The organism is Crystallibacter degradans, from assembly GCF_012952295.1.
GTDB lineage: Bacteria > Actinomycetota > Actinomycetes > Actinomycetales > Micrococcaceae > Crystallibacter > Crystallibacter degradans.
In genome coordinates this window covers 78,331-96,708 of record NZ_JABBCH010000006.1, presented here as the reverse complement: position 1 = coordinate 96,708, position 18,378 = coordinate 78,331, and the positions used below count along the sequence as shown (strand labels likewise).

The following is an 18,378-nucleotide window of genomic DNA, read 5'->3' as shown; positions in this document are numbered from 1 at the left end:
GCGGCGGTTACTGTGCAGTGCGGACAGGGATCGAGGAGCCGAGCAGCACCGGGCCCCCGCCGGCGGCTGCAGCGGCACGTTCGTCCTCGGTTGCGGGGCGGATCATGCCGCGCTCGCTGACGTTGGAGATCGAGTTGTCCTGCTGATCCGGCGCGTTCACAAACGAGCGAAAACGCCGCAGCCGGTCCGGGTTTTTCAGCGTAGCGGCCCACTCATCCTCGTAGTTATCAACGTGACGTGCCATTGCTGCCTCGAGGTCATCAGCGATCCCGAGGACGTCATTGATGACGACGTCCTTGACATGTTCGATGCCGCCGTCCAGGTCTTCGACCCAGCGTGCCGTGCGCTGCAGCCGGTCCGCCGTGCGGATGTAGTACATCAGGTAGCGGTCGATGTATTTGACCAGCGTTTCGTCGTCCAGGTCCTTGGCCAGCAGCTGGGCATGTGCCGGGTTAGCCCCGCCGTTTCCGCCTACATACAGGTTCCAGCCGTCCGCCGTGGCGATCACACCGACGTCCTTGCCGCGGGCCTCGGCACACTCCCGGGCGCAGCCGGAAACGCCCATCTTGAACTTGTGCGGGGCACGCAGTCCCCGGTAGCGCAGCTCCATCCGGATGCCCATCGCCACCGAGTCCTGCACGCCGAAACGGCACCAGGTGGAGCCGACACAACTCTTCACATTGCGCAATGCTTTGCCGTACGCCTGGCCCGACTCGAAGCCCGCTTCCACCAGTTCCTTCCAGATTTCCGGCAGCTGCTCCAGCCGGGCGCCGAACATGTCGATCCGCAGGGCGCCGGTGATCTTGGTGTAGAGCCCGTACTTCTCCGCCACGCGGGCGATCACGCCGAGCTTCTCCGGGGTGATTTCGCCGGCGGGGATACGCGGGACCACCGAGTAGGTGCCGTTCTTCTGCATGTTGGCCAGTGCACGGTCGTTGGTGTCCTGCAGCGTGCCGCGGCCGCCGTCCAGGGGGTATTCGGTCAGCTGCGACGCGAGGATGGAACCGATGGCGGGCTTGCAGATGTCGCAGCCCAGCGGGGCACGCGTTGCCGTGGTGCCGTCCTCGAGCTCCAGTTCCACCGGAGTGCCGAAGCGCAGGAAGATCTCCTCGGCACTGGTCAGCTCCAGGGCGCGTACGGCTTCGAAGAGCTCCGCGCGGGAGAGGGCGAAATGCTCGCACAGGGCTTTGGAAACCGTGATGCCGTTCTTAGTCAGCTCGGTTTCGAGCAGCCTCTTGAGCATCGGCACACACGAGCCGCACTGGGTGCCGGCGCGGGTGCAAGCCTTCAGCCCGCCGAGGTCCTGCACCGGGTCCTGGCCCTTGCAGGCGCCGCAGCCGTTGACCGCGTCCCGGATGGAGCCGGCCGCCACGTTGTTGCACGAACATAGGATCGCGTCGTCCGGCAGCTCTGTGTCCGGGGCGTCCCCGCCGCCGGCAGCGGAGAGGTACGCGCCGGGTTCGGCGGGCAGCTCGCGGCCCAGCAGCGGGCGCAGGCTCTGGTACGGCGCGGCGTCGCCAACGAAGATGCCGCCGAGCAGGGTCTTGGCATCGTCGGTGGTGACGATCTTTTGGTAAACGCCCCGGGCCGGATCCGCGTAGACGATTTCCAGCGCGTGCTCGGTCGTGGCAAACGCGTCGCCGAAGCTGGCCACGTCCACGCCGGAGAGCTTGAGCTTCGTGGCTGTGTCGAAGCCGGCGAAGGTGGCCTGCCCGCCGGACAGCCGGTCCGCGACGATCTCCGCCATGGAGTTCGCCGGCGCCACCAGTCCTACACACAGGCCGCCGAAGTTGGCGACCTCGCCCACGGCCCAGATATTCTCGACGTCGGTGGCGCAGGTTTCATCGATCACAATGCCACCGCGGGCGCCCATCCGGAAGACGGGAACGAAGTCCTCATCGCCCAGCTCCACAGGCGTGCCAGCAGCCCGGCTGGCGGCCTCCTCGGCTTCGGCCTTGGCGCGGTTGTTGATGGTGCGCGCCAGTTCGTCGCGTGGGCGGACACCGATGGATACCACCACCATGTCCGCCGGGATGATCCGGCCGTCCGCCATTTCGACGCCGGTGACTACCGGTTCGCCATCCGCGCCGGGCCCGGCCAGGACGGCCTTGGGGAAAACGCCGCCATGGACTTCCAGGCCCTTTTCGGCGACGAGCCGGCCCATGGCCTGGCCCGCGCCCTCGTCCAGTTGCGTGCCCATCAGCCACTTGCCGCCGTCGATAATCACCGGCTTTGCGCCGAGGCTCTGCAGCCCGGCCGCCGCCTCAAGTCCCAGCAGCCCGCCGCCGATGGTCACCGCGTTGATGGTGCGGCCGTGCTTTTTGGTCAGCTCGGCGACTTGTTTGTTGATGCCCCGGACATCCTCCAGCGTGCGGTACACACTGGTGTGCTCGCTGCCGGGGATGGGCAGGGTGGCGGCGTTGGAGCCGGTGGCCAGCACCAGTTCGTCGTACGGGTGGCGGCCGCCGCCTGCCGTGATGACTTCTTTGGCGGCCAGGTCCAGATCCACCGCACGTGCCCCGGTAACCAAGGTGACGCCGTCGTTCTCCCAGAGGTTATTGTCGCCCAGCGTGAGGTCCACGTCCGTCTCGGTCAGCGCCTTGCTCAGCGCCACGCGGTCGTACGGCAGGTGGACTTCCTCGGTCAGCACGGTGATGGCCGTCCGGCCGGCGGCGACGGCGTTCCGGGCGCACATAGCCTCGACGAAGCGGTGCGCAGCGGGGCCGCCGCCGATGACCACTATCCGGCGCGATGCAGTGGATCGCGGTGCAGTGGATTCCAACTGGTTCATGGGCCTACCTCTGGTTAGGGTGCAGTTTCCTGGCGCCGGCCTGAGAGTCGTGGACTGCTTGAGTCTCTGCGGACCGCAGATTCCGGAGCGTTGCGTTCCAGCCTAGGAGCCCGCCGTTGCGCCCTAATTTCCCTGCTGTTTCCCGCAGTTGACTTTTCCCTGGCCATTTCCGGGGGAGAACGTGAAGAATCCGAAATCTGCCCGAAACATACGACGGCGGGGCGTCGCCTTCCGCTCAATTTGGCCGTTCGGCACGGCGGACCGGCGCATCACAAGTGCCTTTCCGGGGCGGTGAGAAGCGTTTTACCAAGCCGAAACAGGGCCGAGGGCCGGCTGAAACACGGGCTCCGTAGCGTGGTAGCCATCGACAACCGATCCAACACCGAACGGGGTTCATGATGACCGTACTTACTGCTCCCGAGATGCACCTTGCCGCGGATGCCCTCGACTGGCACACCGTCTGCCGCGTTGCCGATCTGGAAGTTGGCTGGGGCGAGGCCGCGCTGATCGACGGCGAACAGGTGGCCCTGATCAAGGTTTCCGCCAGCGAGATTTACGCGGTTGCCCACCGCGACCCGGCCACCGGCGCCCACGTCATGGCCCGGGGGATCGTCGGCAACAAGGGCTGGCACCGGACCCTCGCGTCGCCCCTGCATAAAGAGGTCTACGATTTGTCGACCGGGGAGTGCTTCACCGATCCCGCCTTGTCCCTGCGCGTCTACCCGGTCCGGCTGCGCGATGGCATGGTGAGCGTTGGACTGCCGGCCCGCGCCGCCGTCGGAATCGCCGCATGACTGCCGCCGGTGTGCTGAGCAACCTCGACTGTGAACCGTGGGGTGGATTGGTGGATGTTCACGCCGTGAAGTTGCTGGTGGCGGCGTCCCACGGCACCAGTTCGCCGGCCGGCCAGTCAGCCATTGGCAACCTGGTCCGTGCCGTGGCCCGGAGCCGGCCGGACTTGAGTGTGGCGGAGGCATTCGTGGACGTGCAGCAGCCCGACGTTCCGACCGTGCTGCGCGGGCTGGCCGAACACGCACGGATCGTGCCGCTGCTGCTCTCCGCCGGCTACCACGTCCACGTTGACCTGGACGAGGCCGCCGCCGGAAACGACGGCGCATCGGTGACCCGTGCCCTTGGTCCGGACCAGCGTTTGGTCAAGGTCCTGGCCCGCCGACTGCAGGAAAGCGGTCTGAGGCGGGGCGACCGCGTCATCCTCGGTGCGGCCGGCTCCACCGATGCGCGGGCCGTGGCCGACTGCGAAACTACGGCGCGCATGCTGGGGAAGTACCTCGGCATGAAGGTGGCTACCGGCTACATCTCCGCTGTGCAGCCTGAACTGAAGTCAGCCGTCGCCGTCGAACGCGCCCGAATCGCCAAGCGGCGCCTGGCCGGCAGGAACGCCCGCGTGGTGGTGGCAACCTACCTGCTGGCTCCCGGGTATTTCGCCTCGCTGGCTGCCGGCTGCGGAGCCGACATCGTGACAGAGCCGCTGCTGGTGGCGGATCAGGAACCGCCCGCCGAGCTGGTCAACCTGGTGCTGGAGCGGTTCACCCGCGGCTGAGGCCAAGTTCATTCCGGGCGCACCGAAGCGCACCCGAACGCTACAACCCGAGGGCGTCGCTGATGTCTTCCTTGATGGTCTCCAGTGTGCCGCGGACTTTGTCATGCATCCCGGGCAACTCATCGGCACCGTCCACGGGCTGAACCACCTCGATGTAGCACTTGAGCTTCGGCTCGGTCCCGCTGGGCCGGATGATGACCCGCGAGCCGTCCCGGGTCAGGTACTGCAGCCCGTCGGTTGGCGGCAGGTCCGCGCTGCCTTCGGCAAGATCCAGCGTCGAGTCCACCGGCGAACCACCGAACGACGACGGCGGGTTCTCACGGAGCCGGTGCATCATGGCGCCCAGCAGATCCAGGCTGCCCACCCGGACGGAGAGCTGGTCGGTCGCGTGGATGCCGTGCGCCAGATGGAGCTCGTCGAGTTCGTCGCGGACGTCGCGGCCCTTGGCGATGGAATCGGCTGCATACTCGGCAACCAGCAGGGAGGCGGAAATACCGTCCTTGTCCTTGACCAGGTCCGGAGCCACACAATAGCCAAGAGCCTCCTCATAGCCGTAGGACAGTCCGGGCACGCGCGAGATCCACTTGAAGCCGGTCAGCGTCTGCACGTGTGCGATGCCGTGCCGTTCGGCGATCTTGCCCAGCAGCCGCGAAGAGACGATGGAGTTGGCGAAGACCGGCACAGCGCCGCCGGCAACCTCGCCTGCGAAACCAGTGCTCCCCGAAACCGCGTCAACGGCGTCGTTCGCGGAATCCATGTCCGCCTGCGCCCTCAGCCGGTCTGCCATGTGGGTGCCCAGCAGGGCACCCACGTCGTCGCCGCGGAGCATGCCCCACTTGCCGGTTTCCGGCCACTTGACGGCGACGGCGGCGCGGTCCGCATCCGGATCGTTGGCGAGCACGATGTCCGCGTCGGTCCGCTCGGCGAGCTCCAGCGCCAGGTCCAGCGCGCCGGGTTCCTCCGGGTTCGGAAAGGCCACGGTGGGGAAGGTCGGATCCGGCTCGGCCTGCTCCTCCACCAACGTGACGTCTTCAAAACCGGCCCGCCGCAGTACGTTCAGCGCGGTCTTTCCGCCGACGCCGTGCATCGGCGTCAGCACGATCTTCAGCCGGCGGGACGGAAAATGGCGCGGATCGGCCAGTGCGGTGACGGCGTCCACATAGGCGTCCTCGATGGAATCGGGTTCCCCCGAGGCCGGCAGCACGGTCCAGCCGTCCTCGGCCAGCGCGATGCCCTCCAGTCCGTCGAACGCGGCAATCTCGGCGGCAATCTGCTCATCCGCCGGCGCCACAATCTGCGCGCCCCGGCCACTTTTCTCCACGGCACGCCCGCCCAGGTACACCTTGTAGCCGTTGTCCTGCGGCGGATTGTGGCTCGCCGTCACCATCACCCCTCCGTCGCACTCGAGGGCACGCACCGCATAGGCGAGAACCGGCGTCGGAAGCGCCGACGGCAGCAGGAACGTCTCGATGCCGGACGCGGTGAAGATGGCCGCGGTCTCCTGCGCGAAAATGTCCGAATTGCGCCGGGCGTCATAACCAACGACGGCGCGTGGCCGGCCATGGGTGCCGACCTTGGCTACCAGGAATCTCGCCAGCCCTGCGGCCGCATGGCGCACCACTACCCGGTTCATCCGGTTCGGCCCGGGCCCAAGCGCCGCCCGCAGTCCGGCGGTGCCGAATTCGAGCCGGCCGCTGAAGCTGTCCGCCAGTTCCTGCCGGGCCGCGGATCCGGTCTGGCCTTCCTCGCGGGTCCGTTCCAACAGTTCGCGGAGTTCCTGCACGGTCTGCGGGTCCGGATCCTGCGCCATCCAGGCTTCGGCTGCGGCGGTGAGGGAAGCCAGCGGATCCTGTTCGGAGTCAGTCAATGGGGTTACCTAGTCCTCTTAGAGCTTGGCGATGATGTCGGCCAGCAAGCGCGAGATGCGCGCTCCGGCGGCTTGCCCGGCTTCGATCACTTCCTGGTGGCTGAGCGGGACCGGGCTGATGCCGGCGGCCAGGTTCGTGACCAGCGAAATGCCGAAAACTTCCATCCCGGCATGTCGGGCCGCGATCGCCTCCAGCGCAGTGGACATGCCCACCAGGTCCGCGCCGATCCGCTTGGCGTACTGCACTTCCGCCGGCGTCTCGTAGTGCGGGCCCGTGAACTGCGCGTAGACGCCCTCGTCCAGGCTCGGGTCCACCTCTTTGGCCAGCGCGCGGATGCGCGAGGAGTAAAGATCCGTCAGATCCACGAACGTCGCGCCTTCAAGCGGCGACCTGGCCGTGAGGTTGATGTGGTCGCTGATCAGGACCGGCGTGCCGGGCTTCCAATCCGGGTTGAGGCCGCCGCAGCCGTTCGTCAGCACAAGCGTTTTCGCGCCGGCGGCCGCTGCGGTGCGTACGCCGTGGACCACCGCGCGTACACCTTTGCCCTCGTAGAAATGCGTGCGGGCGCCGAGTACGAGGGCCCGCTTGCCGTCCGGAGTCAGCACAGACCGGATAGTGCCGACGTGGCCCTCGACCGTCGGGGCGGAGAAGCCGGGAATGGACCAGGCGTCCAGGGTGTGGGTGGTCTCGCCGATCAGCTCGGCGGCCCCACCCCAGCCGGAACCGAGCACCAGCGCGACGTCGTGGTTCTGCACGCCGGTCTGTTTGGCAATGTACGAGGCGGCCGCGGAGGCAAGTTCAAACGGATCAGTAGTCACACAGATAACCTACCTGCTGGCCGCCGCGGGCTCCATAGCTCACGCCGTATGCCGCCGTCGTCTGGCTATTACTGGCGTTTCTGGTGCCGGTCGTCGCCGGGAACAGCTCGAGTGCTCAGGGCTTCAAACCGGGCAGCAGCCGCGACAGAACGGTCAGGTCCGTCACGGAAGCATGGTCCGGATGGGAGAGGAAGACACCCACTTCTTCGGCAAGTGACTGCGCATTAACCAGCCGCACGGGAAGCCGGCCCGGCTCAATATAACCGTCATGGTTCTCGATATAGGGGGAGCGCGGATCTCCCGCAGCGGTATGGACGACAACCCAACCATGCACTTCGCAATCGGGGAAAGCGGCGGCCATTTTCGCTACGGCATAACCGAACTTCAGCTGGTTCAGCTCCTTACCGCTGCGGAAGAGGGTCCGGTTGTCCCACCAGTAACTGCCTTCGCGCCATTGCTTCGAGTCGATCAAGGCGATCCGCTTGCCGGCTACCATCACGTGGTCGATGTCCGCGTGCCTGCTGCCCGGCCACTGCATGCCGTGCAAGAGTCGCGCGGCCGGCATCAGCGGAAGCAGCGTTTCGGCCAGAAGTGCGTGAGTTGCGCGTTCGCCCTGCCTGCCCAGTTCTGCCTGCCGCTCGCCGAAGCGGGCGCCGGAGAGTACGCGCCCCGGCTCACCGAAAACCTGGTTCATGGCGATGTCCCGGGGAACCAGCTTGTCGGCACGGACACGCGATCCAGGCAGACGGAAAAGAGCAACGACGGCGGACAGCACCAGGCCAAGGCCTGCCGCACAAATCATGACCGACACAAAGCTGGCGACGCCGTAGCTGATGCCGCCTGACGATTCTTGCAGGAAGCTCAACCCGAAAACGACAACCGCGAGAACTAGTCCCACCTTTAAAGTCGTGGGCATGATCTTTGCGGGCCACACGCGTCTGTCGGTTTTCCTCAGGATACTTTTGCCGTAGGCCGGACGGAACGAGGCCTCAGCGACCGGTGCCTGGGCGAAAAGCATCTGGCTGACATCAGCCTTTGCCTGTTGCGTTGAGCCAGGCTGCTGCGCCGGCTCATACGAGGCAGAGCGTTTTGCCGGTCTGCGCGCCGAACCGGAAGGGGACTCCTCGACACCGCGTAGGAAGCGATCATATTCTTGACGCGATTCGGCGGCGGTAAGCACCTCATAGGCTAACGTCACTGCCATGAAAATGCCCGAATGCCCGCCCCTGTCTGGATGAGCTGTTCGTGCAGCACGCCGATACGCCTTCCGGATTTCTTCCGTTGAAGCGTTCTGCGCCACGTCCAAAAGGTCGTAATGCGTGACAGAGCTGTTTTTCATTTTCCCCCCGGTATCAACTCGACCGATCTTATGCGAGGACTTCAGCCGTTGGATAAACGGTTCAACGAGGAACTTCTTTCCTAGTCTGGCCGTAGGTACCGATGGCATCCCGTGCGGCGATCAGGTTGAGTGGCGTGATCAGGTGCGACAGAATGGCGAGTGTGACGAACCAAATTGATTTCAGCGCCCCCCGTCTGGTGATCCTGGGCGGCGGCCCGGGCGGATACGAAGCCGCCATGGTGGCCAACTCACTCGGTGCGAAGGTGACCGTCATTGAGCGCAAGGGCATGGGCGGCTCGGCCGTGCTCACCGACGTTGTGCCCTCCAAAACCCTGATTGCGACGGCGGACGCCATGCGCCGCGTCGTCGGCGCCCACGATCTGGGTGTGCGGTTCGACGAGGGCTCCCGCGCAGCCTTTGTCGACCTGCAGACCGTCAATTCGCGCCTGCTCAAGCTTGCCGAAAGCCAGTCTTCGGACATCCACCGCGGGCTGGAGCGCGCCGGCGTCCGGGTCATCATCGGCAACGGCCGGCTGGCAGATTCGAACACCATCACGGTCGAAACCGAGGCGGGCACGGAGACCATCGACGCGGATGCCGTGCTGGTCGCCACCGGTGCCACCCCCCGCGAGCTGCCCTCGGCCAAGCCGGACGGGGAGCGCATCTTCAACTGGACCCAGGTCTACAACCTGACCGAAATTCCGGAGCACCTCATCGTGGTCGGTTCCGGCGTCACGGGCGCCGAGTTCGCCTCCGCCTACCGTATGCTCGGCACCAAGGTCACGCTGGTCTCCTCGCGCGACCGCGTGCTGCCCGGCGAAGACGCGGACGCCGCCGAGGTGCTGGAGGAGGTCTTCGCCCGCAGCGGGATGACCGTGCTCTCGAAGTCCCGTGCCAACGCCGTGGAAAGGATCGACGACGGCGTCCGGGTCACGCTGAACGACGGACGGATCGTGGACGGCTCGCACTGCCTGCTGGCGGTCGGCGGCGTTCCCAACACCTCGGGCATCGGGCTGGAAGAGGCCGGCGTGGCGCTGTCGGAAAGCGGCCACATCCAGGTGGACGGCGTCTCGCGCACCACCGCCTCGCATATTTACGCTGCCGGTGACTGCACGGGCGTCTTCGCCCTGGCTTCCGTGGCGGCCATGCAGGGCAGGATTGCGGTGGCGCACCTGCTGGGCGATTCGGTGATGCCGCTGAAGCTCAAGCGGGTTGCCTCCAACATCTTCACCAGCCCGGAAATCGCCACTGTCGGTGTGACCGAAGAGGACATCGCGGCCGGCAAGTACCAGGGGGACGTGATCAAGCTGTCGCTGAACACCAACCCGCGGGCCAAGATGATGAACGTGACGGAGGGCTTCGTGAAGATCATTGCCCGCCGCGGTTCGGGCACCGTAATTGGCGGCGTCGTGGTGGCCCCGCGCGCCTCCGAGCTGATCTTCCCGATCGCGCTGGCCGTGACGCAGAAGCTGCACGTGGATGACGTCGCCAACACGTTTACCGTGTACCCGTCGCTGACCGGCTCCATCTCCGAGGCCGCACGCCGGCTGCACGTCCACCTGTAACACCGAACCTGCCCTGGTCGCGGAACTGCCGGCCGACATCTGTTCAAGCACGCGCGGATCTTCCCGATAAGGTTATGTCCGGACGGCAAGCGCAATTCATCTGACGAGGGGCGGGGCGGGTGCACAGGCGGAACAAGATTCTCAAAAACAAGACGTTGCAGAATGTGGGGCTGGCGGTCCTGCTGCTGGCCACGCTGGCGGCATTCGTCTACGCCTTCCTGCCCAAGCCGCCTGCAACGCCGGTGGGCGGGACAACCCAGCCGGCGGAAGCCACGCCGTCGTCCGCTCCAACGGAAACCACCACGGCCAGCCCCTCGCCGTCCGCCACGGCCACCGAAACCGAGGAAGCCGAGCCGCCCGTTGCGGCCTTCCTGGGCGATTCCTACACCGAGGGCATCGGCGCTTCCAGCCAGGAGAACCGCTGGAGCACGCTGGTGGCGCTGGAGCTGGGCTGGGAAGAGATGAACCACGGAATCTCGGGCACCGGCTACGCCATCAATGCCCAAGGTCCGGGATACCTGGACCGGCTGGATGACGTTATCGCGGACAATCCGGATGTGGTGGTGGTCTCCGGCGGGCAGAACGATTTCAGCACCTACCGGTTCGATCCGCAGGGCACGCTCCAGGCCATTTCCAACGTTTACGAGGAGCTGCGCGCAGAGCTGCCCGACGCCGAAATCATCGCCGTCGGCCCGTCCACGCCAAGCGCCGCGGACCAGACCGTCTTTGCCCTCGATGCCGCGGTGCAGGAAGCGGCGGAGAGCGTCGATGGCACCTATGTGAGCCTGCTGGATCCCGATGTGTTCACGCTCGAGATGATCCAGCCGGACGGAGCCCATGTGGACGACGCCGGCCACGCGGCGATTGCCGAACGGGTAATCAACGCGGTGGAGTAAAAGGGCTGCGGACCGGACCAGGTCCTCTCCGCCTTGCTGAACCTAGGCCCGGCTGAACCTAGACGGTTAGGACCTGAATGAGCCGCCAGCCTTCCGGAATCTGCTGTTCCAGGGCGATTTTCGCCTCGGCATAGTCAACTCCTTCGGCTTCAATTTCCTTGATTTCCACCGGTTGAATTTTCCCTATTACCTTGACCACAAGGCCAGACTAGCCTGTTCCGGCGGCGGTTCGGGGGAGCGGCGCAGGTGGTTCCGGTCACCCCACCGGGGCGCACTCATTCAGCCGAGATGCTGTTGCCGGAGCCCTCGTCGTCGATCTGGGGGTTACCGGCGCCGAAGGTGACCTGATTGCCTTGTCCTTCGAGGGCGATCTTGCCTACCTCGTCGGCATGCAGCGTGTTGTTGCTGCCCTCGGCCCTCAGCTCGGCAGCTTTCTCCACCGTGACACTGTTCCGCGGCCCGTCGACATCGATTTCACTGACCGATTCGGCGCGCACCGTGGTGCCGGAAGACAGGATGTCGATTTCCTGGCAATGGCCCGTGACCGTCAGGGTAATGCCGTTGGCCAGCACTTCGATCTTCCCGCCGCCGTCACAAACCAGTTCCACATCCGCGTCGGCCAGCGTGAGCTTGCGTTCCCGGCCAGGGGACAGGATCGGCTGCGCCAACGCGGTGCTGCCCGCCGACGGCGTGGCGGGGGCCTCAACCGCAGCGGGAGCCTCGGCCGTGGCGCGGTCCTCAGCCGGCGCAGGTGCCGCCGGCGCGGGCGCCGAGCCGTGCACAGCGCTGCCGATCGGGGTAGCGGTGTCCGTCGTGGCGTTCGCCGTACAGCCGGACATCAGGAGTACGACGGCGGCAAGACCCACCACGGTGCGCAGGGCGGGCTGGTAATTCATCGGACACTCCCTCGATCAGCGTGCGCGATGGACGCCCGTCCGCTGAGGCCGGCGGAGCCATCGCCCTACCCAGAGGCTAGCCCATGCGGGTTGGAAAATAACTGCAACGGCACAACCCGACGGCGATATCCGGCAACTCTGCGCCGCCGTCGGTCAACCGCCGTCGTTATTTGCCCAGGCCGGCCCGGCGCAGCGCTTCCGCCATCGCGGTGTTTCCCGGAGCCGGTTCCTTGCCGTTGTCCCGGCCTCGCGGCGGATTGGGACGGCCGCCGCGCGAGTTGCCGCGGGATTCCCCGCGGTCACGGGACGGGCCGGGCCGGCCACCCTTGCCCGGGCCACCGTTGCCTGACGAACCCTTGTCTGCGGAGCCGTCCCTGCCTGCAGCTGCGCGTCCGCCCTGCTTGGCACCGGCTTCGTCGTCCAGTCGCAGGGTGAGCGAAATGCGCTTGCGGTCAGGATCAGCCTCGAGCACCTTGACCTTGACCACCTGGCCGGACTTGACCACTTCGTGCGGATCCGAGATGAACTTGTTGGACATGGCCGAAATGTGGACCAGCCCGTCCTGATGCACGCCGACGTCGACGAAAGCGCCGAACGCGGCCACGTTGGTGACGGTCCCTTCCAAGATCATGCCCGGAACCAGATCGGAGATCTTCTCCACACCCTCGGAGAACGAAGCCGTGGTGAACGTGGGCCGCGGGTCCCGGCCGGGCTTCTCGAGTTCGGAGATGATGTCCTGCACCGTGGGCAGGCCGAAGGTGTCGTCCACGAAGGTCTGCGGGTCCAGCGTTGCCACTGAACCCACGCCGCGCGGCACGTCGGCAGCTGCGGCGCCGGCGGCCGAAAGGATCTTGCGGGCCACGCCGTAGGCTTCGGGGTGCACGCTGGAAGAATCCAGCGGCTCGGCGCCGCCGGTGATCCGCAGGAAGCCGGCACACTGCTCAAACGCCTTGGCGCCCAGCCGCGGCACCTTCTTCAGATCCGCGCGCTTGGCAAACGGACCGTTCTCGTTCCGGAAGGACACAATGTTTTCGCTGAGCAGCGGGCCGACGCCGGCCACCCTCGCCAGCAGCGACGGCGAAGCGGTGTTCACGTCCACACCGACGGCGTTCACACAGTCCTCCACCACTGCGTCCAGCGAACGCTCCAGCTTGGTGGCGGTGATGTCGTGCTGGTACTGGCCGACGCCGATGGATTTTGGATCGATCTTGACCAGTTCGGCCAACGGATCCTGCAGCCGGCGGGCAATGGACACTGCACCGCGGATCGAGACATCCAGCTCCGGCAGCTCGGCCGAGGCCAGGGCGGACGCCGAGTAGATGGAGGCCCCCGCCTCGGAGACCACCAGCTTCTGGATCTTCTGCTTCGGCGCCAGCAGCTTGATCAGTTCGGTGGCCAGCTTGTCCGTTTCGCGGGAGGCGGTGCCGTTGCCGATCGCCACCAGATCCACGTTGTGCTTTTCGGACAGGCGGGCCAGGGTGACCAGCGAATCGTCCCACTTCTTGGCCGGCGGGTGCGGGTAGATGGTGTCCGTGGCGACCACCTTGCCGGTGCCATCGACAACGGCGACCTTCACGCCGGTCCGCAGGCCCGGATCCAATCCGAGCGTGGCGCGGTTCCCGGCGGGGGCGGCCAGCAGCACGTCGCGCAGGTTGGCCGCGAAGATCCGCACGGCTTCGTCCTCGGCGTCGGTGAAGAGGCGCACGCGCAGGTCGATCGCGAGCTTGACCAGAATCCGGCGCCAGCCCAGCTGCGCCGTCTGCATCAGCCACTTGTCCGCTGGGCGGCCCTGGTCAGCGACACCGAGTTTGTAGGCCACCGCGTTTTCGTAGCGGCCGCGTTTAGCAGCGAACTCTTCCTTGTCCGAGGCGTCGCCCTCGACAATGTTCAGGTCCAGCACGCCTTCTTTCTCGCCGCGCAGCAGCGCCAGGACACGGTGCGACGGCAGGCCGGACGGGACCTGCGCGAAGTCGAAGTAGTCGGCGAACTTCTGCCCCTCGGACTCCATGCCTTCACGCACCTGGGCGCGGACCAGCCCCTGCTTCCAGAGCCGCTCGCGCAGCTCGGTGACCAGATCCGCGTCCTGGCTGATCCGCTCCACGAGGACGGAGCGAGCCCCGGCCAACGCTTCGGCCGCGTCGTTGATGGCATGCCCGGAGTTCAGGTAGCCGGCTGCTTCAGCCTCAGGCTCAAGTCGAGGGTTTGCCAGGAGGGCGTCCGCCAGCGGCTCGAGCCCCGCCTCGCGGGCGATCTGCGCCTTGGTCCGCCGCTTGGACTTGAACGGCAGGTAGATGTCTTCGAGCCGGGCCTTCGTGTCCGCGGCCTTGATGCTCGCCTCCAGCTCGGCGGTCAGCTTGCCCTGCTGCGCAATGCTTTCCAGCACCGAACGACGGCGGTCCTCGAGTTCGCGGAGGTAGCGCAGCCGTTCTTCCAGGTCACGCAGCTGGGCATCATCGAGCGTGCCGGTGACTTCCTTGCGGTAGCGGGCGATGAACGGCACGGTGGAACCGCCGTCGAGCAGCTCCACGGCGGCCTTGACCTGCCAGGGCTTGACGCCGAGTTCTTCGGCAATCTGGGCGTAGATCCGGGCGTTGAGCTGGTCCGGATCAACCGGTTTCAAAGCGGGGCTGGCGGCGGGCACTGCGGAGTTGGGCGTTTGCGTCACCCGATCCATTTTGCCGCATCCGGGCGGCAGCGTGGGAAACGGTGGCGGCGTTGGAGCGTCACTGCTCGTCAGGGTAGTAAAAGCCGTAGTCGTCATACGGATCCCGCCAGGCCGATTCGTCCCGGGTAATGCGTCTAACGTCCGACGCCGGAACCCACTGGGTGCGCATGGAACCGTTTTCGTCCACCCACTTGAGCTGGACCGTGTTGCGGTCCCAGGAAATCGCCTTCGCATCCACGGTGTCCTCGGCGCCGGCGCCGATGCGCGCGCGCACGTAGGGCTCACGGCGGTAGGGCGCCCGGGCGACTTGTCCGCGCTTAACCGGGCGTCCGCCGTCGTTCCTTGCGTACTCCCTGGCGGTCACAACATCCACTTTATTCACGAACGCGAGCATGGCAGCCGGTTCGGACACTATTCGTCCGGACCGGAGGCCATCCAGCGAATCCCTGTTATTCCCAGGGCGAGGCACTAGCATGGGGCCAACTGCCAATCATCGGACGTGGGGATCCAATGGGACTAAAACGAAAATGGCGCCGTTTGAGCGACGCAAAGAAGCGGAACATCGCCAATACTGTGGTGGCGGTGCTGGCCGTGCTGGTGCTGGCCGCGGTTGCCTACGCCATGCTGGCGTAAGTGCCGCCGGTCCGGGCGAGGCCTGACTGCCGGTTCGGGCGATGCATGGAGGCCGACGGTCCGCCGCAGTGTTCAAGCGGTCCGGCGCGCTTCGATCCTGCCGGAGACGAGGAACAGTGCGCCTGCGCAGAGGCAGCAGCCAAGCATCAACAGGGCCATGGGAACGGCTGTGAAGCCTCCGCCGATGCCGGCCAGCGGTGTGACCAATGCGCCCAGCACGAACTGGGAGGCGCCCAGGACGGCTGAGCCTTGGCCCGCGGCCTGCCGGACCGTGCCGATGGCCAGGCTGGTGGTGTTTCCCATCAGGAAACCCGAGCAGCTGATGGCGAAGAAGATGGGGATGGCCGCCCAGATGGCTGGCGCGCCCGTCATGACCAGGACGAAGATGCCTCCGGTCATGAACAGCTGTGCCATCAGGGCCGCGGCGATAATGCGCCGCACGACGAAGCGGCGGATCAACCGGACCGAGATCAGGCCGCACGCCATCATCCCCAGCGCGTTGACGGCCGCGGCCGTGCCGTAGCCGATGGCGCTGAAACCCATCAGGTTCTGGTAAACAAAGGACGAAGCCGAAATATAGGAGATGATCACGCCGAAGGTAAAAGCGAACTGGAGCACGTAGGCCGGGAACAAGCCTCCCTTGAAGGCCCGCCGGACCACCTCGCCGGCGGCAAGCAGGGCGGCCTTGTCACGGGCATGGGGAGGATGGGTTTCGCGGACCACCAGCAGGACGCCGCCGAGCATCACCGCGAAGATTCCTGCAGATACCCAGAAGATGCTGCGCCAACTGCCGGCGGCGAGCAGGACGCTGCCCAGCAGGGGAGCCAAGACCGGAGCCAGGCTGGAAATGGTCAGCAGCAGGGTGAAAGCCCGCGCCGCCCCGAGACCGGCATTAAGGTCCGAAATGATGGCACGGCCAATGACGATTCCGGCCGCAGCGGCAAAACCCTGGACAAAGCGGGCTCCCACCAGGAACCAGATATCCTGGGCCAGCGCCGCGGCGATACAAGCGACGACGGCGATGGCGACGCCGACCATGAGCGGCCGGATGCGCCCGTACCTGTCGGAGAGCGGGCCGAACGCCAGCTGTCCGAGCGCGATGCCGAGCAGCAGCGCCGTCAGAGTGAACTGGGCGCCGGAGGCACGCACGCCAAGGTCGGTGGCGATCATGGGCAGCGAAGCCAGATACATATCGGAGGACAACGGCGCCGCGGCGGCCAACAGCGCAAGGACAGCCAGCAGCGGTCCCGACATGGCCGGCGTCGTACGTTGTACAGTCATGGCCATTATCCAAACACGCTCCGGCAGTAAACCATGGCTGTGTGACGCACAGACGGAGACCGGGAAGCTCAAGGGTATTTCGGCGCCGCCTGTCCAGCGCTGTCCATATATTGGAACAATGTCCGGATGCTGGACGAAGAGGCGTAGAATTTTCCGCGGTAATCATTCGTTTTCATCGAAAGCCGACACCATGTCTTCTGCAGCACCAGCCTCAACAGGTGCGTCCAAGGCCCCGGTCAACTCCCGCGGCCGCGTGATCGTTGCCAGCCTTATTGGCACGTCTGTTGAGTTCTATGACTTCTACGTCTACGCCACGGCCGCCGTGCTCGTTTTCCCGGCCTTGTTCTTCCCCGGGGCCGATGCCGCCACCGCGCTGCTGAGTTCGTTCGCCGTCTTCGGCGTCGCCTTCATCGCGCGGCCGCTCGGGTCCATTGTTTTCGGGCACTTCGGCGACAAGTTCGGCCGCAAGGGCACGCTGGTCGCCTCGCTGCTGACCATGGGCATCGCGACCTTCCTGATCGGCTGCCTGCCCACCGCGCAGATCACCGGCTGGTCGTTCTGGGCTCCGGCCCTGCTGGTGGTCCTGCGCTTTGCCCAGGGCCTGGCCCTTGGCGGCGAATGGAGCGGGGCCGCACTGCTGGCCACCGAGAATGCCCCGGCGAATAAGCGGGCCATCTACGGCACGTTCCCTCAGTTGGGCGCCCCGATCGGCTTCATCATTGCCAACTCGCTCTTCCTGGTCCTTAGCCTGAACCTGAGCAATGAGGCGTTCATGTCCTGGGGCTGGCGCATTCCGTTCCTGGGCAGCGCCGTGATGGTCATCATCGGCCTCTGGGTCCGCCTGAAGCTGGTGGAAACCCCGGCCTTCCAGAAGGTCGTGGACAAGGGCGAGGTCACCAAGCTGCCGCTCGGCCGTGTCTTCAAGTCCAGCTGGCGCCAGCTCATCCTGGGCACCTTCATCATGCTGGCCACCTACGTGCTGTTCTACCTCATGACCACCTTCACGCTGTCCTACGGCACGGCCGCCAAGTCGGTCGACGACGCGGCAGCGGCCGCCGCCGCAGCCGGCAAGGACTTCGACCCCTCGGCGTTCACCGCCGGCCTGGGTTATGCCCGGAACGACTTCCTGCTGATGCTGATCATCGGCGTCGTCTTCTTCGGCATCTTCACGATGGTGGCCGGACCGCTGGCAGAAAAGTTCGGCCGGCGGAAGACGCTGATCTGGGTATCGCTGGGCATCGTGGCCTTCGGCTTCCTCTGGGTTCCGCTCTTCGGCGGCGGCTTCGCCGGCACTATGCTGCACCTGATCATCGGCTTCACCCTGATGGGCCTGACCTTCGGACCCATGGGTGCAATGCTGCCCGAGCTGTTCCCGACCAATGTGCGTTACACCGGATCGGCAGTGGCCTACAACTTCTCCTCGATTCTCGGTGCCTCCGTGGCCCCGTTCATCGCGGTGGCGCTGTGGCAGGCGGCCGGCGGCAGCACCTTCCTGGTAGGCATGTACCTCAGTGGCGCGGCCGTTGTAACGCTGATCGCCCTGTTCCTGACCAAGGAAACCAAGGATATGGATTACGAGGGCCTGAGCAGCTGATTCCCCTCAAAGAAAGCCCGCGGTTCCAACAGGAACCGCGGGCTTCTTTCAGTTATGAATTCGGCTGCCGTTAGTGGACTTCCTTCCGTTTGGTGATGAAGCCCCAAATCAGCAGTACGATGACGGCGCCGGCGATGGCAACGAGCCAGCTCTGGATGCTCCAGAATTCTTCCAGTCCGACACCGAAGATGGCGCTGCCGACCCAGCCGCCCAGCAGGGCGCCGATGACGCCGAGTACTAGGGTTGCGATCCAGCCGCCGCCTTGGTCACCCGGCAGGATCAGCTTGGCGATAGCGCCCGCAATTAGTCCGAGAATAAGAAAAGCAAGAAAACCCATGATGCTCTCTCCTTACGGTGATCAATGGTCCCCCGACGGGATTGCCGGAGAGTGTCCCTTACCAATTCCCACGGTACAACAAAGCATGCTTATTGTATTGTCTTTTTGCCAAAGGAATTTATAGCCGGTAGGGT

Annotated in this window: 14 protein-coding genes and 1 pseudogene; 5 read left to right on the top strand and 10 right to left on the bottom strand. The window is 65.8% G+C overall.

The window, feature by feature from the left end:
* Positions 1–7: 7 nt before the first annotated feature.
* Positions 8–2,791: a nitrite reductase large subunit NirB gene (nirB, locus tag HGO92_RS11825; protein WP_169995006.1), complete on the bottom strand. Its 2,784-nt coding sequence runs from the start codon at positions 2,789–2,791 to the stop codon at positions 8–10.
* Between the two features lie 398 nt (positions 2,792–3,189).
* On the opposite strand from nirB, the gene nirD reads away from it, so the two are divergent.
* Positions 3,190–3,585, top strand: coding sequence for a nitrite reductase small subunit NirD (nirD, locus tag HGO92_RS11820; protein WP_169995274.1), 396 nt, complete (start codon positions 3,190–3,192; stop codon positions 3,583–3,585).
* Positions 3,582–4,352, top strand: coding sequence for a sirohydrochlorin chelatase (locus HGO92_RS11815; RefSeq protein ID WP_169995004.1), 771 nt, complete (start codon positions 3,582–3,584; stop codon positions 4,350–4,352). Before nirD ends, HGO92_RS11815 begins: the two co-directional genes overlap by 4 nt.
* A 40-nt stretch (positions 4,353–4,392) precedes the next feature.
* Here HGO92_RS11815 and HGO92_RS11810 read toward each other — a convergent pair whose 3' ends face one another.
* The 4 genes and pseudogenes from HGO92_RS11810 to HGO92_RS24740 all read right to left on the bottom strand — a co-directional run.
* Positions 4,393–6,162 carry a phospho-sugar mutase gene (locus HGO92_RS11810; protein ID WP_169995272.1) on the bottom strand — a complete coding sequence of 590 codons (1,770 nt, stop codon included), beginning with the start codon at positions 6,160–6,162 and terminating at the stop codon, positions 4,393–4,395.
* A 75-nt stretch (positions 6,163–6,237) separates the two neighbouring features.
* A complete protein-coding gene (locus HGO92_RS11805) occupies positions 6,238–7,038 on the bottom strand; it encodes a purine-nucleoside phosphorylase (RefSeq protein ID WP_169995002.1) in 801 nt (266 codons plus the stop codon).
* 115 nt (positions 7,039–7,153) lie between these two features.
* The gene (locus HGO92_RS11800) at positions 7,154–7,954 is read right to left on the bottom strand and encodes a nuclease-related domain-containing protein (RefSeq protein ID WP_240974580.1); all 801 of its coding nucleotides are present in this window, start codon (positions 7,952–7,954) and stop codon (positions 7,154–7,156) included.
* Positions 7,955–8,194: 240 nt separating this feature from the next.
* Positions 8,195–8,377: pseudogene (locus HGO92_RS24740) on the bottom strand (J domain-containing protein); the annotation flags it as partial.
* A 161-nt stretch (positions 8,378–8,538) separates the two neighbouring features.
* Between HGO92_RS24740 and HGO92_RS11795 the strand changes: the two are divergent.
* Together HGO92_RS11795 and HGO92_RS11790 are read left to right on the top strand one after the other, a co-directional pair.
* Positions 8,539–9,942, top strand: a complete 1,404-nt coding sequence (locus HGO92_RS11795) for an NAD(P)H-quinone dehydrogenase (RefSeq protein WP_169994998.1) — start codon at positions 8,539–8,541, stop codon at positions 9,940–9,942.
* A 119-nt stretch (positions 9,943–10,061) separates the two neighbouring features.
* Positions 10,062–10,838: a GDSL-type esterase/lipase family protein gene (locus HGO92_RS11790; protein ID WP_169994996.1), complete on the top strand. Its 777-nt coding sequence runs from the start codon at positions 10,062–10,064 to the stop codon at positions 10,836–10,838.
* A 275-nt stretch (positions 10,839–11,113) separates the two neighbouring features.
* Here the strand turns inward: HGO92_RS11790 and HGO92_RS11785 are convergent, their stop codons facing one another.
* The 4 genes from HGO92_RS11785 to HGO92_RS11770 all read right to left on the bottom strand — a co-directional run bounded on the left by HGO92_RS11785 (position 11,114) and on the right by HGO92_RS11770 (position 16,313).
* Complete coding sequence (locus HGO92_RS11785) at positions 11,114–11,734, bottom strand: DUF3060 domain-containing protein (RefSeq protein ID WP_169994994.1); 621 nt, start codon at positions 11,732–11,734, stop codon at positions 11,114–11,116.
* A 166-nt stretch (positions 11,735–11,900) separates the two neighbouring features.
* Positions 11,901–14,399, bottom strand: coding sequence for a Tex family protein (locus HGO92_RS11780; RefSeq protein WP_440915775.1), 2,499 nt, complete (start codon positions 14,397–14,399; stop codon positions 11,901–11,903).
* 58 nt (positions 14,400–14,457) lie between these two features.
* Positions 14,458–14,781 carry a hypothetical protein gene (locus tag HGO92_RS11775; RefSeq protein ID WP_169994990.1) on the bottom strand — a complete coding sequence of 108 codons (324 nt, stop codon included), beginning with the start codon at positions 14,779–14,781 and terminating at the stop codon, positions 14,458–14,460.
* Positions 14,782–15,104: 323 nt separating this feature from the next.
* A complete protein-coding gene (locus tag HGO92_RS11770) occupies positions 15,105–16,313 on the bottom strand; it encodes a Bcr/CflA family efflux MFS transporter (RefSeq protein WP_169994988.1) in 1,209 nt (402 codons plus the stop codon).
* Positions 16,314–16,503: 190 nt separating this feature from the next.
* Between HGO92_RS11770 and HGO92_RS11765 the strand changes: the two genes are divergently transcribed.
* Positions 16,504–17,907: an MFS transporter gene (locus HGO92_RS11765; protein ID WP_169994986.1), complete on the top strand. Its 1,404-nt coding sequence runs from the start codon at positions 16,504–16,506 to the stop codon at positions 17,905–17,907.
* A 70-nt stretch (positions 17,908–17,977) separates the two neighbouring features.
* Here HGO92_RS11765 and HGO92_RS11760 read toward each other — a convergent pair whose 3' ends face one another.
* Positions 17,978–18,244, bottom strand: coding sequence for a GlsB/YeaQ/YmgE family stress response membrane protein (locus tag HGO92_RS11760; protein WP_169994984.1), 267 nt, complete (start codon positions 18,242–18,244; stop codon positions 17,978–17,980).
* Between the last annotated feature and the right edge of the window lie 134 nt (positions 18,245–18,378).

What these genes read in the sequence shown, in the direction of transcription:
- HGO92_RS11765 (WP_169994986.1), top strand. Translation starts at nt 16,504, where the DNA reads ATGTCTTCTGCAGCACCAGCCTCAACAGGTGCGTCCAAGGCCCCGGTC.
- HGO92_RS11770 (WP_169994988.1), bottom strand. Translation starts at nt 16,313, where the DNA reads ATGACTGTACAACGTACGACGCCGGCCATGTCGGGACCGCTGCTGGCT.
- HGO92_RS11760 (WP_169994984.1), bottom strand. Translation starts at nt 18,244, where the DNA reads ATGGGTTTTCTTGCTTTTCTTATTCTCGGACTAATTGCGGGCGCTATC.
- HGO92_RS11810 (WP_169995272.1), bottom strand. Translation starts at nt 6,162, where the DNA reads ATGGCGCAGGATCCGGACCCGCAGACCGTGCAGGAACTCCGCGAACTG.
- HGO92_RS11815 (WP_169995004.1), top strand. Translation starts at nt 3,582, where the DNA reads ATGACTGCCGCCGGTGTGCTGAGCAACCTCGACTGTGAACCGTGGGGT.
- nirD (WP_169995274.1), top strand. Translation starts at nt 3,190, where the DNA reads ATGACCGTACTTACTGCTCCCGAGATGCACCTTGCCGCGGATGCCCTC.
- HGO92_RS11800 (WP_240974580.1), bottom strand. Translation starts at nt 7,954, where the DNA reads ATGCCCACGACTTTAAAGGTGGGACTAGTTCTCGCGGTTGTCGTTTTC.
- nirB (WP_169995006.1), bottom strand. Translation starts at nt 2,791, where the DNA reads ATGAACCAGTTGGAATCCACTGCACCGCGATCCACTGCATCGCGCCGG.
- HGO92_RS11785 (WP_169994994.1), bottom strand. Translation starts at nt 11,734, where the DNA reads ATGAATTACCAGCCCGCCCTGCGCACCGTGGTGGGTCTTGCCGCCGTC.